The organism is Pseudarthrobacter sp. MOO13, assembly GCF_058267655.1.
Window position 1 is genome coordinate 1,853,989 of sequence record NZ_CM177848.1, and the last position, 12,942, is coordinate 1,866,930.

General features: G+C 66.7%; 12 protein-coding genes. All 12 read left to right on the top strand.

Annotated elements, in window-relative coordinates:
* The first annotated feature begins 113 nt into the window (after positions 1 to 113).
* The 12 genes from pyrR (at position 114) to metK (ending at position 12,932) form a co-directional block, all read left to right on the top strand.
* On the top strand, positions 114 to 701 hold the full coding sequence (gene pyrR / locus AC4EEO_RS08635) for a bifunctional pyr operon transcriptional regulator/uracil phosphoribosyltransferase PyrR (protein ID WP_018761425.1): 588 nt from the start codon (positions 114 to 116) through the stop codon (positions 699 to 701).
* Entirely contained in the window at positions 698 to 1,723 is a 1,026-nt protein-coding gene (locus AC4EEO_RS08640) for an aspartate carbamoyltransferase catalytic subunit (RefSeq protein ID WP_018761424.1), read from the top strand. Before pyrR ends, AC4EEO_RS08640 begins: the two co-directional genes overlap by 4 nt.
* Positions 1,723 to 3,063, top strand: coding sequence for a dihydroorotase (locus tag AC4EEO_RS08645; RefSeq protein WP_491329992.1), 1,341 nt, complete (start codon positions 1,723 to 1,725; stop codon positions 3,061 to 3,063). The genes AC4EEO_RS08640 and AC4EEO_RS08645 overlap by 1 nt, the downstream gene beginning before the upstream one ends.
* On the top strand, positions 3,063 to 3,581 hold the full coding sequence (locus AC4EEO_RS08650; protein WP_491329991.1) for a PH-like domain-containing protein: 519 nt from the start codon (positions 3,063 to 3,065) through the stop codon (positions 3,579 to 3,581). Before AC4EEO_RS08645 ends, AC4EEO_RS08650 begins: the two co-directional genes overlap by 1 nt.
* Complete coding sequence (gene carA, locus AC4EEO_RS08655) at positions 3,562 to 4,815, top strand: glutamine-hydrolyzing carbamoyl-phosphate synthase small subunit (RefSeq protein WP_109044550.1); 1,254 nt, start codon at positions 3,562 to 3,564, stop codon at positions 4,813 to 4,815. Before AC4EEO_RS08650 ends, carA begins: the two co-directional genes overlap by 20 nt.
* Positions 4,815 to 8,129, top strand: coding sequence for a carbamoyl-phosphate synthase large subunit (carB, locus tag AC4EEO_RS08660; RefSeq protein ID WP_134164710.1), 3,315 nt, complete (start codon positions 4,815 to 4,817; stop codon positions 8,127 to 8,129). The genes carA and carB overlap by 1 nt, the downstream gene beginning before the upstream one ends.
* On the top strand, positions 8,122 to 9,000 hold the full coding sequence (pyrF, locus tag AC4EEO_RS08665) for an orotidine-5'-phosphate decarboxylase (RefSeq protein ID WP_491340269.1): 879 nt from the start codon (positions 8,122 to 8,124) through the stop codon (positions 8,998 to 9,000). Before carB ends, pyrF begins: the two co-directional genes overlap by 8 nt.
* Positions 9,001 to 9,110: 110 nt before the next feature.
* Entirely contained in the window at positions 9,111 to 9,428 is a 318-nt protein-coding gene (mihF, locus tag AC4EEO_RS08670) for an integration host factor, actinobacterial type (RefSeq protein WP_026265771.1), read from the top strand.
* Positions 9,429 to 9,473: 45 nt separating this feature from the next.
* Positions 9,474 to 10,067 carry a guanylate kinase gene (gmk, locus tag AC4EEO_RS08675; RefSeq protein ID WP_144599766.1) on the top strand — a complete coding sequence of 198 codons (594 nt, stop codon included), beginning with the start codon at positions 9,474 to 9,476 and terminating at the stop codon, positions 10,065 to 10,067.
* Between the two features lie 15 nt (positions 10,068 to 10,082).
* Positions 10,083 to 10,343: a DNA-directed RNA polymerase subunit omega gene (gene rpoZ, locus AC4EEO_RS08680; protein WP_003800778.1), complete on the top strand. Its 261-nt coding sequence runs from the start codon at positions 10,083 to 10,085 to the stop codon at positions 10,341 to 10,343.
* A gap of 38 nt (positions 10,344 to 10,381) precedes the next feature.
* Positions 10,382 to 11,620, top strand: coding sequence for a bifunctional phosphopantothenoylcysteine decarboxylase/phosphopantothenate--cysteine ligase CoaBC (coaBC, locus tag AC4EEO_RS08685; protein ID WP_491340270.1), 1,239 nt, complete (start codon positions 10,382 to 10,384; stop codon positions 11,618 to 11,620).
* 76 nt (positions 11,621 to 11,696) lie between these two features.
* Positions 11,697 to 12,932: a methionine adenosyltransferase gene (metK, locus tag AC4EEO_RS08690; protein WP_018761414.1), complete on the top strand. Its 1,236-nt coding sequence runs from the start codon at positions 11,697 to 11,699 to the stop codon at positions 12,930 to 12,932.
* Positions 12,933 to 12,942: the final 10 nt, after the last annotated feature.

The following is a 12,942-nucleotide window of genomic DNA, read 5'->3' on the forward strand; positions in this document are numbered from 1 at the left end:
GACCAGCAACGCGTCTCCCGGGCGCAGGCACGGCGAGGCGATGTGGTAATTTTGAACAGCAAATGTTCCTTTTTTAATTCCGTCCTGTGAGGCGGGGAAAGGGGAGACGAGCGTTGACTTCTGTCACCAGCGCACCGGTTCCAGCCAGGGTTGTCCTCAGCCAGGCGGACATCGACCGGGCACTCACTCGTATCGCCCATGAGATCCTCGAAGCCAACAAGGGATCCCGGGACTTGGTCCTGCTGGGCATTCCCCGCCGCGGATACCCGCTGGCCGTCCGGCTGGCCGAAAAAATCGCGGCTGCCGACGCCACCGTGGACGCCGCCGCCATCGTGGGCCAGCTTGACGTCACCATGTTCCGCGACGATCTTTCCCACCAGGGGACCCGGCCGCCGTACCCCACCAAACTGCCCCGGACGGGGATCGACAACAAGGTAGTGGTGCTGATCGACGACGTCCTGTACTCGGGACGCACCATCCGCGCCGCCCTGGACGCCCTCGTTGACCTCGGCCGCCCGCGCATCGTCCGGCTGGCCGTCCTGATCGACCGTGGCCACCGCGAACTTCCCATCCGTGCTGACCATGTGGGCAAAAACCTGCCCACCTCCTCCGCCGAAAAGGTACGGGTCCGGCTTGAGGAGACCGACACACCCCAAGGCGGATCACCGGTCAACGAAGTCGTGATCGAGGGCGGCGCATGAAACACCTCCTGTCCACCCAGGACCTCAGCCTTGAAAATGCCATCCGCATCCTGGACACCGCCGAGGAAATGTCTGCCGTGGGCGAGCGGGAGGTCAAGAAACTCCCGGCCCTGCGCGGACGCACGGTGGTCAACCTTTTCTTCGAGGACTCCACCCGGACCCGGATCTCCTTTGAAGCCGCAGCCAAGCGGCTCTCTGCCGATGTGATCAACTTCGCCGCGAAGGGGTCCTCGGTATCCAAGGGAGAATCCCTCAAGGACACCGCCCAGACGCTGTCCGCCATGGGGGCCGACGCCGTCGTCATCCGCCACTGGGCTTCCGGCGCGCCGCATCGGCTCGCCGCAACGGACTGGATCGACGCCGGCGTCATCAACGCCGGTGACGGCACCCACGAACACCCCACCCAGGCCCTCCTGGACGCCTTCACCATGCGCCGGCACTGGGCGCGGCTGGCCGGTACGGCGTCGGAGGGAACAGACCTCAAAGGCCTGCGCGTCGCGATCGTCGGCGATGTCCTGCACTCACGCGTGGCACGGTCCAACGTCTGGTTGCTCCGGACCCTGGGCGCGGAGGTCACCTTGGTGGCGCCACCCACCCTGCTGCCGGTCGGCGTCGAACAATGGCCCTGCAGTGTCAGCTATGACCTCGACCAAACCCTGGCAAATGGCGTGGACGCCGTCATGATGCTCCGCGTCCAGGGCGAACGCATGAACGCCTCGTTCTTCCCGAGCACCAGGGAATACTCCCGCCGCTGGGGCTTCGACGACAACCGGCTCCGCGCCCTGGACGACCTCGGCATGACAGACACCATCATCATGCACCCAGGTCCCATGAACCGGGGCCTGGAAATCAGCGCCGCCGCAGCCGACTCACCCCGGTCCACCGTCCTGGCACAGGTCCGCAACGGCGTGTCCGTTCGGATGGCCGCACTGTATCTGCTGCTCTCCGGGGATTCCCGCGAACCAGCCGCAACCCGGGCCCCGGCCTACACCACCGCCGCGCCCATCAAGGAGAGCATCTGATGACGACCACCACTGGAACCTACCTCATCAAGGGCGCCTCCATCCTGGGCGGCGAAGCCTCGGACGTGCTGATCCGTGACGGCATCATCGCCGAGATCGGCCACGGCCTGGATGCCGGCGGAGCCACGGTGATCGACGCCGCCGGCTGCGTGGCGTTGCCCGGCATGGTGGATGTCCACACCCACCTGCGCGAACCCGGCCGCGAGGACGCCGAAACAGTCGAAACCGGAACCCGCGCAGCGGCCCTGGGTGGCTACACGGCTGTCCATGCCATGGCCAACAGCACCCCCGTCGCCGACACCGCCGGCGTCGTCGAGCAGGTCTACACCCTGGGCCGGGCCGCAGGCTGGGTGGACGTGCGCCCGGTCGGGGCCGTCACGGTCGGACTGGCGGGGGAGCAGTTGGCGGAACTTGGCGCCATGGCCGACTCCCGCGCCCGGGTCCGGATGTTCTCCGACGACGGCATCTGCGTCCACGATCCCGTCCTGATGCGCCGGGCGCTGGAATACGTCAAGGCGTTCGACGGCGTCGTGGCCCAGCACGCGCAGGAACCCCGCCTCACCGCCGGGGCACAGATGAACGAGGGCGACGTCTCCGCGGTTCTCGGCCTGACCGGCTGGCCTGCCGTCGCCGAGGAAAGCATCATCGCCCGCGACGTCCTGCTGGCCCAGCATGTTGGCTCGCGGCTGCACGTCTGCCACGTATCCACGGCAGGCTCCGTGGAAATCATCCGGTGGGCCAAGGAACGGGGCATCGACGTCACCGCCGAGGTGACCCCGCACCACCTGCTGCTGACCGATGACCTCGTGCGCAGCTACGACCCCGTCTTCAAGGTCAACCCGCCGCTGCGCACCGATGCCGACGTCCAGGCATTGCGTGCCGGGCTCGCAGACGGCACGATCGACGTTGTGGGTACCGACCATGCACCGCACCCCAGCGAGCACAAGGAATGTGAATGGGCGCAGGCCGCCATGGGCATGACTGGACTTGAAACGGCCCTCTCAGTCGTGCAGCACGCCATGATCGAAACCGGACTGATGACTTGGGCGGACTTCGCCCGCGTCACCTCCACGGCCGCGGCGAAGATCGGGCGGCTGTCCGACCAGGGACGGCCCGTCGAAGCCGGCGAACCCGCCAACCTCATTTTGGTGGACCCGGCAGCCCGCTGGACCGTCGATCCGTCCACGATGGCCACCATGGGCCGCAACTCGCCGTTCAAGGGCCGGGAATTGCCGGGCAAGGTGGTTGCCACCTTCTACAAGGGACACCCCACGGTGCTCGAGGGTGCACTGAACACGCCCCACCCCGACGCCGCAGCCACCACGGCGGGCGTTGCCTGATGGACAAAATCCTCCCCGGACTTGCCATGCTGGCGGTCGTCGCCGTCGTCTTTGTCCTCCTGGGCATCGGGTGGCGCAACCGGCTCAGGCGCCAGGCCGACGTCGAACAGCTGCCCGAGGTGCCTGCGGCACCCGGTGAACCCGCCGCCGTCGCCGAAGGGCAGTACGTTGCCACCACCACCGCCGGTGACTGGCTCGACCGGATCGCCGTCCACGGCCTCGGGATCCGCACCAATGCAACCCTCGCGGTCTACCCGCACGGCGTCCTCTACGAACGGGCCGGAGCGCCGGCGCTCTACATCCCTGCCGCTTCCCTGACCGGTGTCCGGCAGGACAGCGGCATGGCCGGGAAGTTCGTCGAGAAAGACGGCCTGCTCGTGCTGGCCTGGATGCTCGGCGCGCATGAGCTTGACACCGGCTTCCGGACCCGACGCGCCGCCGACAAAGACGTGCTTTACCAGGCCCTTCAGGAATTGATTTCGTCAGCCCCAGCGGCTGGTGCCACCAGTGGAAAGTAAGACAGTGAAAGCGAATACATTGACAGCAACCACCTCCGCTCCTGTGTCAGCCCCCGCTGCGCTGGTTCTCGAAGACGGCCGCATTTTCCGAGGCACCAGCTACGGCGCCACCGGCACCGCCCTGGGCGAGGCCGTCTTCGCCACCGGCATGACCGGCTACCAGGAAACCATTACCGACCCGTCCTATGCCCGCCAGCTCGTGGTACAGACGGCACCCCACATCGGCAACACCGGTGTGAACAGCGAGGACGCCGAGTCCCGGCGGATCTGGGTGGCCGGCTACATTGTCCGGGACGCTGCCCGCCGGCCTTCCAACTGGCGCTCCGAGCGCTCCCTTGACGAGGAGCTGGTGGCCCAGGGCATCGTCGGCATCCAGGGCGTGGACACCCGAGCCATCACCCGCCACCTGCGCGAGCACAAGACCATGCGCGCCGGCATCTTCTCCGGCGGGGCGGCAGAGGCCACGGACAAGGAACTGCTCGACGCCGTCCTGGCCAGTGCGCCCATGGAAGGTTCCCGCCTGGCCGAGGAGGTCAGCGTCGACGAAGCCTACGTCGTAGAACCGAAGGACCACGGCTGGGAAGGTGAACCCCGCTTCACCATCGCGGCGATCGACCTCGGCATCAAAGCCATGACCCCGGTACGGTTCGCCGAGCGGGGCGTCCGCGTCCACGTGCTGCCGGCCACCGCCACCCTTGAGGATGTCAAGGCCGTCAACCCGGACGGTTTCTTCATGTCCAACGGCCCTGGCGACCCAGCGACCGCAGACGCCCAGGTCAAGCTGCTCCGCTCAGTCCTGGACGAAAAGCTGCCGTACTTCGGCATCTGCTTCGGCAACCAGATCCTGGGCCGGGCATTGGGCTTTGGCACGTACAAGCTCCGCTACGGACACCGCGGCATCAACCAGCCCGTGATGGACCGCCGCACCGGGAAGGTCGAAATCACCTCCCAGAACCATGGCTTCGCCGTGGACGCCCCGCTCGACGGCGCCACCCAGGCGCCGGAATCACGGTACGGCCGGGTGGAAGTCAGCCACATCAGCCTGAACGACGATGTTGTGGAAGGCCTCGCCTGCCTGGATATCCCGGCGTTCTCCGTGCAGTACCACCCCGAAGCTGCCGCCGGCCCGCACGACGCCGCGTACCTGTTCGACCGCTTCATCGACCTGATGGCGGACACCAAGGACGCTGAAACCAAGACTGCCAACGACAACAAGACCGAGGACAAGAAGTAATGCCAAAACGTACAGACCTCAAAAGCGTCCTCGTCATTGGTTCCGGCCCGATCGTCATCGGCCAGGCCGCCGAATTCGACTACTCCGGCACGCAGGCACTGCGTGTCCTCAAGGAGGAAGGCCTGCGCGTCATCCTCGTGAACTCCAACCCGGCCACCATCATGACCGACCCCGAGTTCGCCGACGCCACCTACGTTGAGCCCATCACCCCCGAGGTGGTGGAGAAGATCATCGCCAAGGAACGTCCGGACGCCGTCCTGCCCACCCTGGGCGGGCAGACCGCGCTGAACACTGCCATCGCCCTGGACAAGAACGGCGTACTGGAGAAGTACAACGTCGAGCTGATCGGCGCCAACATCGCCGCGATCGAGCTGGGCGAGGACCGTGAAAAGTTCAAGGGCGTGGTGGAACGCTGTGGCGCGGAATCCGCCCGCAGCCACATCATCCACAGCATGGATGAGGCCCTCACGGCGGCCGAAGACCTGGGCTACCCCATGGTGGTGCGCCCGTCCTTCACCATGGGCGGGCTGGGTTCCGGCCTGGCCTACAACGAACAGGACCTGCGCCGCATCGTCGGACAGGGCCTGCAGTACAGCCCCACCAGCGAGGTGCTGCTCGAAGAGAGCATCCTGGGCTGGAAGGAATACGAGCTCGAAATGATGCGGGACAAGAACGACAACGTGGTTGTCGTCTGCTCCATCGAGAACTTCGACCCCGTGGGCGTGCACACCGGCGACTCCATCACCGTGGCACCGGCGCTGACCCTCACCGACCGCGAATACCAGAAGCTGCGCGACGTCGCCATCGCCGTCATCCGCGAGGTGGGCGTGGACACCGGCGGCTGCAACATCCAGTTCGCCATCGATCCCAAGACCGGCCGCGTGGTGGTCATCGAGATGAACCCCCGCGTTTCCCGCTCCTCGGCACTGGCATCCAAGGCCACCGGCTTCGCCATTGCCAAGATCGCCACCAAGCTCTCGCTCGGCTACACCCTGGACGAGATCCCCAACGACATCACGCAGAAGACCCCCGCGTCCTTCGAACCCACCCTGGACTACGTGGTGGTCAAGGTCCCGCGGTTCGCCTTCGAAAAGTTCCCGGCAGCGGACAACACCCTCACCACCACCATGAAGTCGGTGGGCGAGGCCATGGCCATGGGCCGGAACTTCACCGAAGCCCTGCAGAAGGCCCTGCGCTCCCTGGAACAGAAGGGCTCGCAGCTGGACTTCAGCTCCGTCCCGGAATGGGAAGTGCCGGAGCTCATCGAAAAGGCCAAGCGCCCCACCACCGAGCGCCTGCACCAGGTCCAGCGCGCCCTCCTGGGCGGCGCCACCGTGGAACAGCTCTTCGAAGCCACCAAGATCGACCCCTGGTTCCTTGACCAGCTGGAGCTGCTCAACGAAATCTCCCGCGAAATCCGCCAGGCCGGCGCCCTGACCGCCGACATGCTCAAGCGCGCCAAGCGCCACGGTTTCTCCGACGAACAGATCGGCGCCCTGACGCACAACCCCGAGGCCGTGGTCCGCGGCGTACGCCAGGCGCTGGGCATCCGTCCCGTCTACAAGACCGTGGACACCTGCGCCGCAGAATTCGCCGCCTACACGCCGTACCACTACTCGGCATATGACGAGGAGGACGAGGTTGCGCTGCACTCCAAGCCGTCCATCCTGATCCTCGGCTCAGGGCCCAACCGCATCGGCCAGGGCATCGAGTTCGACTACTCCTGCGTCCACGCCTCCATGGCGCTGCGCAAGGCCGGCTACGAGACCGTCATGGTCAACTGCAACCCGGAAACCGTCTCCACCGACTACGACGTCTCCACCCGCCTGTACTTCGAGCCGCTGACGCTCGAGGACGTGCTGGAGGTCATCGCGGCCGAGGAACGCACCGGCGGCGTCATGGGCGTGTTCGTCCAGCTCGGGGGCCAGACCCCGCTGAAGCTGGCCCAGCAGCTGGCCGACGCAGGTGTCCCCATCCTGGGAACGTCCCCGGAGGCCATCGACCTCGCCGAGCACCGCGGCGCCTTCTCCCGGGTGCTGGACAAGGCCGGCCTGGTATCGCCCAAGAACGGCACCGCCGTCTCCTTCGAGGACGCCAAGAAGATCGCGGACGAGATCGGCTACCCCGTCCTGGTCCGTCCGTCCTACGTGCTGGGCGGCCGCGGCATGGAAATCGTCTATGACGAGCCCAACCTCTCCCGCTACATCGCCAACGCCACCGAAATCACCCCGGACCACCCCGTGCTGATTGACCGGTTCCTTGAGGACGCCGTCGAAATCGACGTCGACGCCCTCTACGACGGCACCGACATGTACCTGGGCGGCATCATGGAACACATCGAGGAAGCCGGCATCCACTCCGGCGACTCCGCCTGCGTCCTGCCGCCGATCACCCTGGGGAGCAACGTCGTCGAACGCGTCCGCACCGCCACCCGCGCCATCGCTGAAGGCGTGGGCGTCCGCGGCCTGATCAACATCCAGTTCGCGCTGGCCTCGGACGTCCTGTACGTCCTGGAAGCCAACCCCCGCGCGTCCCGGACCGTGCCGTTCGTGTCCAAGGCCACCGGCGTCCAGATGGCCAAGGCCGCGGCCCTCATCGGCACCGGCGTGACCATCAACCAGCTCCGCAGCGCCTACAAGATGCTGCCCGAAACCGGTGACGGCTCCACCCTGCCACTGGACGCCCCCGTCGCCGTCAAGGAAGCCGTCCTGCCGTTCAGCCGGTTCCGGACCCTTGAAGGCAAGGTGGTGGACTCCCTGCTCGGTCCCGAGATGCGTTCCACCGGCGAGGTCATGGGAATCGACAAGCATTTCGACACCGCCTTCGCCAAGAGCCAGGCGGCCGCCAACAACGCGCTGCCCACCGAGGGCAAGGTGTTTGTCTCCGTAGCCAACCGGGACAAGCGCTCGGTGATCATGGGCGTCAAGCGGCTCTCGGACCTCGGCTTCGAGATCGTCTCTACCGGCGGCACCGCCGACGTGCTGCGCCGCAACGGCATCCAGGCCACCCCGGTCCGCAAGGTCGCCGAGGGCAGCAGCGCCGAGGGTGAAGGCACCATCGCGGACCTCATTGTGGCCGGCGAGATCGACATGGTCTTCAACACCCCCTCCGGCGGCGAAGCCCGCAGCGACGGCTACGAACTGCGCGCCGCGGCGACGTCCATCGGCATTCCGTGCATCACCACGGTGGCCGAGTTCAACGCCGCCGTCCAGGCCATCGAAGCCCTGCGCACCTACGAGTGGTCCGTCACCAGCCTGCAGGAGCACGCCGCCGCGCTTGCGGAATCACAGAAGGCTGCGCTGCAGCATGCCTGAGCAGGTACCAGGCAGCAGGCCGGTATCCGCCGCCGGCCGGGAGTCCTTCGGCTCCCGGCTCGGCGCGGCCATGTCCGCCCGCGGCCCGCTCTGCGTGGGCATCGACCCGCATCCGGCACTGCTGAAGAGCTGGGGACTGGACGACGACGCCGCCGGGCTGAGGCGTTTTTCCCTCACCGTCCTGGAGGCGGTGGCTTCGCTCGCTGCCGCGGTAAAGCCCCAGGTGGCGCTCTACGAACGGCACGGATCGGCCGGTATGGCGGTCCTGGAGGAAGTCCTGGCCACCGCCCGGGACGAGTCCGTCCTGAGCATCGCCGACGCCAAGCGCGGCGACATCGGGTCCACCATGGCCGCCTATGCCGACGCCTGGCTCCGGGACGGGTCCCCGCTGGCGGCGGACTCCGTCACGCTGAGCCCCTACCTCGGCTTCGAGTCGCTGCGCCCCGCGCTGGACCTCGCGGCCGAAACCGGGCGCGGTGTCTTCGTGCTGGCGCTGACGTCCAACCCTGAAGGCGCTTCCGTCCAGCATGTTGGCGGTAAGGACTCGGTGGCCCGCAGGATCACGGCCGCCGCAGCGGCCGAAAATGCCCGGTACGGGGGCAGCCTGGGTTCCGTGGGCCTGGTGGTTGGCGCCACCGTTGGCAGTGCCCTGGAAGACCTTGGACTCGACCTCGCTGCCGTCCGCGGGCCCATCCTCGCCCCCGGCCTGGGGGCGCAGGGGGCAACGCCGGCCGACCTCCGCTCCACCTTCGGCGACGCCTACCCGCTGGTCCTGGGAACCTCCAGCCGCGACATCCTTTCGGCAGGCCCGCACATGGGTGGCCTGCGGGAGGCGGCCCTGCGGACGCTGGACGGGCTGCGGGGACAATAGGCTGCAATTGCCCGGATGCATTGATTCGGGCTGCACCAAAGGGTAGTTTCAGGACAGGTCCAAGGGCGGCCGCCCTTGGATGAAATCCGCCGAATCCGGGGGTGTCCGTGATGGTCCTGCGACCTTTATCCGCATCTGAACGGGCCGACGCCCTGGGCAAGGCAGCGGCAGCCAGGGCCACCCGTGCGGCCGCCAAGGAAAGCCTTCGGAACGGCGACAGGTCCGCGGCGGACATTATCAGCTCCGCCCTGGAAGACGACGCACTGGCCAGGATGAAGGTCTCGGAACTGCTTGAGGCCCTTCCCGGCATCGGGAAGGTGCGGGCCGCCGCCATCATGCAGCAGCTGGGCATCGCGGCGTCCCGCAGGGTCCGGGGCCTGGGCGTCCACCAGCGCCGGGCGCTGGTAGATTTTATTGACGAGCATTGAGGCAGGCGGCGCCTGTCTTTCCCCCAACTGCGGCAAAAGGAATACGTGAGCAAGAAACCTGGACTGACAGTCCTCGCAGGTCCGACGGCTGTTGGCAAAGGCACCGTGTCCACCTACATCCGTGACAACTACCCCGAAGTATGGCTTTCCGTTTCAGCCACCACCCGGGCGCCCCGGCCCGGGGAAGTTGACGGCGTCCACTACTTCTTCAAGACCAAGGATGAGTTCGAGCGGCTTATCGCCGATGGTGAACTCCTGGAATGGGCCGTCGTCCATGGTCAGAACACCTACGGCACCCTGAAGAGCACCGTGAACCAGGCCATCGCGGAGGGCCGCTCCGTGCTGCTGGAGATCGACCTGCAGGGTGCGCGCCAGGTCAAGGCAGCCGTTCCGGACGCCCAGTTCGTCTTCCTGGCCCCGCCCACCTGGGACGAGATGGTCCGCCGGCTGGTGGGCCGGGGCACCGAAACACCGGAAGAACAGCAGCGACGCCTGGAAACCGCTAAACTGGAACTTGCTGCTGAACCGGAGTTCGACCACACCGTCATCAACGACGACGTCCGCCGGGCAGCGGACGAGCTAGTTTCACTCATGGGGCTGACACCGCATCCACACCTGCCGGAACCGTCAGCCCGCTAGGAATTTGGAGAATTCGTGTCCACGAACCTTGAAGGCATCATCAACCCGCCGATCGACTCGCTGCTTGAGGCAGCCGACTCCAAGTACGGCCTGGTGATCTTCGGTGCCAAGCGTGCTCGTCAGATCAACGCCTACTACGCCCAGCTGCACGAGGGCCTCTTCGAGTATGTCGGACCCCTGGTCGACACCAAGCTGAACGAAAAGTCGCTGTCGATCGCACTGCGCGAAATCAACGAAGGCAAGCTGGTTTCCACGCCGATCGAAGCCGCAGAGTAATCCTGCCGCTGAACTGACTTGCTGTTGACGGAGGTCACGTGCGCATAGTCCTCGGAGTCGGGGGAGGGATCGCCGCCTACAAGGTGGCATCGCTCCTCCGGCTTTTTACTGAAGCCGGCCATGACGTCACGGTGATTCCCACGGAGGCGTCCACCCGCTTCATCGGTACCGCCACCTGGGAGGCGCTGTCCGGAAACCCGGTCAGCAACAGTGTCTTTGATGACGTGCACCTGGTGAACCACGTCCGCCTTGGCCATGAGGCGGACCTCGTGGTGGTGGCACCTGCCACAGCGGACCTCCTGGCGAAGGCTGCCACCGGCCAGGCCGGGGACCTGCTCACCAACACCCTGCTGATGGCCCACGGCCCGGTGCTGTTCGCCCCCGCGATGCACACGGAAATGTGGCAGCATCCGGCCACCCGGGCCAACGTTGAGACGCTCCGCGGCCGGGGCGCAGCCGTCCTGGAACCCGCCTCCGGCAGGCTGACAGGGGCAGACTCGGGACCGGGCAGGCTCCCGGAACCCCAGGCCATCTTCGACGCCGCCATGGCGCTGGTGCAGGGCCGGTCCGATTACCAGCTTCCGCTGGCGGGACGCACCGTCACCATCAGCGTCGGCGGAACCCGGGAACCCCTGGACCCGGTCAGGTTCCTCGGCAACCGGTCCTCCGGCAAGCAGGGCGTCGCGCTGGCCGTTGCCGCGCGGAATGCCGGGGCCACCGTGCGCTTGCTGGCAGCCCACATGGAGGTCCCGGCGCCGGCAGGGGTTGAGGTGCAACGTGTGGAGACGGCCCTGGAGCTCCGTGAGGCCGCACTGGCTGCAGCAGCCGATTCCGACGTGATCATCATGTCCGCTGCCGTGGCCGATTTCCGGCCCGGAGAAGTCTCGGACACCAAAATCAAGAAGCGGGACGACACCGCAGACCCCGTCATCACCCTGGTCCGCAACCCGGACATCCTGCAGGAACTCGTGGAGAAGCGCAACGCATCCCGTGCCGGAAGCGGCCAGCTCGTCGTCGGCTTCGCCGCCGAAACGGGAGACAGCCAGGGCGACGTCCTGGCTTACGCCCAAGCCAAACTGCAGCGCAAGGGCTGCGACCTGCTGGTGGTCAACCACGTGGGGATGGACAAGGTCTTTGGCCAGGACTCCAACGCGGTGGTCATCCTCTCCCGGGCCGGCTCCGAACCACAGGAGGCGTCCGGGACCAAAACCGAGGTTTCGGAAGCCATCATCAGGCGCATCAGCTTTGAACTGAACCACGTTTCGCCCCGCGCCTGAAGTGTTTCAGGCCACGTTTGCTTAGCACGGGGACATCTCCCGCCTGGCAAGCAACACCAACCAGTAAGGTAGTTGAGTGACTTTACCGCTGCACCTTCCCCAGGCCCACGGGGCCACGCCCGCCGCACTCCGGCTCTTCACGTCCGAGTCGGTCACCGAGGGCCATCCGGACAAGATCTGCGACCAGATCAGCGACGCCATCCTGGACGCGCTGCTGGCAGCCGACCCCGAGTCGCGCGTGGCCGTGGAAACCATGGCCACCACCGGTCTGGTGCACGTGGCAGGCGAAGTCACCACCGACGCCTACGTCGAGATCCCGCAGATCGTCCGTGAGACCATCCTGGGAATCGGCTACGATTCCTCGGCCAACGGCTTCGACGGCGCCCGGTGCGGCGTCTCCGTCTCCATCGGACAGCAGTCCAACGACATTGCCGGCGGTGTGTTCAACTCACTCGAGGCGCGCGAGGGCCGCCAGGAGGACGATTACGACCTCCAGGGCGCAGGGGACCAGGGCCTGATGTTCGGCTACGCCAGCGACGAGACCCCTTCCTACATGCCGACGCCGATCTGGCTCGCCCACCGGCTGTCCGAACGACTCACCGAGGTCCGCAAGACGGGCCAGCTGGCCTACCTCCGCCCGGACGGCAAGACCCAGGTGACCGTTGGCTACGACAAAGACGTCCCCGTCTCCGTGGAGACAGTAGTGATCTCCAGCCAGCACGCCGATGGCGCAAGCCTCGAGCAGCTCCGCGCGGACCTCGCCGCCATCGTGATCGAACCCGTTCTTGCCGGCGCCAACCTGGACCTCTCGCGCACCGCCAACATCCTCAACCCGGCCGGTGAGTTCGTTATCGGCGGACCGGTTGGGGACGCCGGACTCACCGGCCGCAAAATCATCGTGGACACCTACGGCGGCATGGCCCGCCACGGCGGTGGCGCCTTCTCCGGCAAGGACCCGTCCAAGGTGGACCGCTCTGCTGCCTACGCCATGCGCTGGGTTGCCAAGAACGTGGTGGCCGCAGGACTGGCCAAGCGCGCCGAGATCCAGATCGCGTACGCGATCGGCCAGGCCCGGCCCGTGGGAACGTACGTGGAGACGTTCGGCACCGAGACCGTGGACCCGGCCAGGATCAGCGCCGCCATCGCCGAGATCTTCGACCTCCGCCCGCGCGCCATCATTGACGCCCTTGACCTGAAGCGGCCCATCTACGCAAAGACTGCCGCGCACGGGCACTTTGGCCGCGACGATCCTGACTTCACCTGGGAACGCCTGGACCGGGTGGATGACCTGAAGGCATTCTTCAACGCCTGACAGTCCCCGT

What these genes read in the sequence shown, in the direction of transcription:
- AC4EEO_RS08650 (WP_491329991.1), top strand. Translation starts at nt 3,063, where the DNA reads ATGGACAAAATCCTCCCCGGACTTGCCATGCTGGCGGTCGTCGCCGTC.
- AC4EEO_RS08640 (WP_018761424.1), top strand. Translation starts at nt 698, where the DNA reads ATGAAACACCTCCTGTCCACCCAGGACCTCAGCCTTGAAAATGCCATC.
- pyrF (WP_491340269.1), top strand. Translation starts at nt 8,122, where the DNA reads ATGCCTGAGCAGGTACCAGGCAGCAGGCCGGTATCCGCCGCCGGCCGG.
- AC4EEO_RS08645 (WP_491329992.1), top strand. Translation starts at nt 1,723, where the DNA reads ATGACGACCACCACTGGAACCTACCTCATCAAGGGCGCCTCCATCCTG.
- carB (WP_134164710.1), top strand. Translation starts at nt 4,815, where the DNA reads ATGCCAAAACGTACAGACCTCAAAAGCGTCCTCGTCATTGGTTCCGGC.
- mihF (WP_026265771.1), top strand. Translation starts at nt 9,111, where the DNA reads ATGGTCCTGCGACCTTTATCCGCATCTGAACGGGCCGACGCCCTGGGC.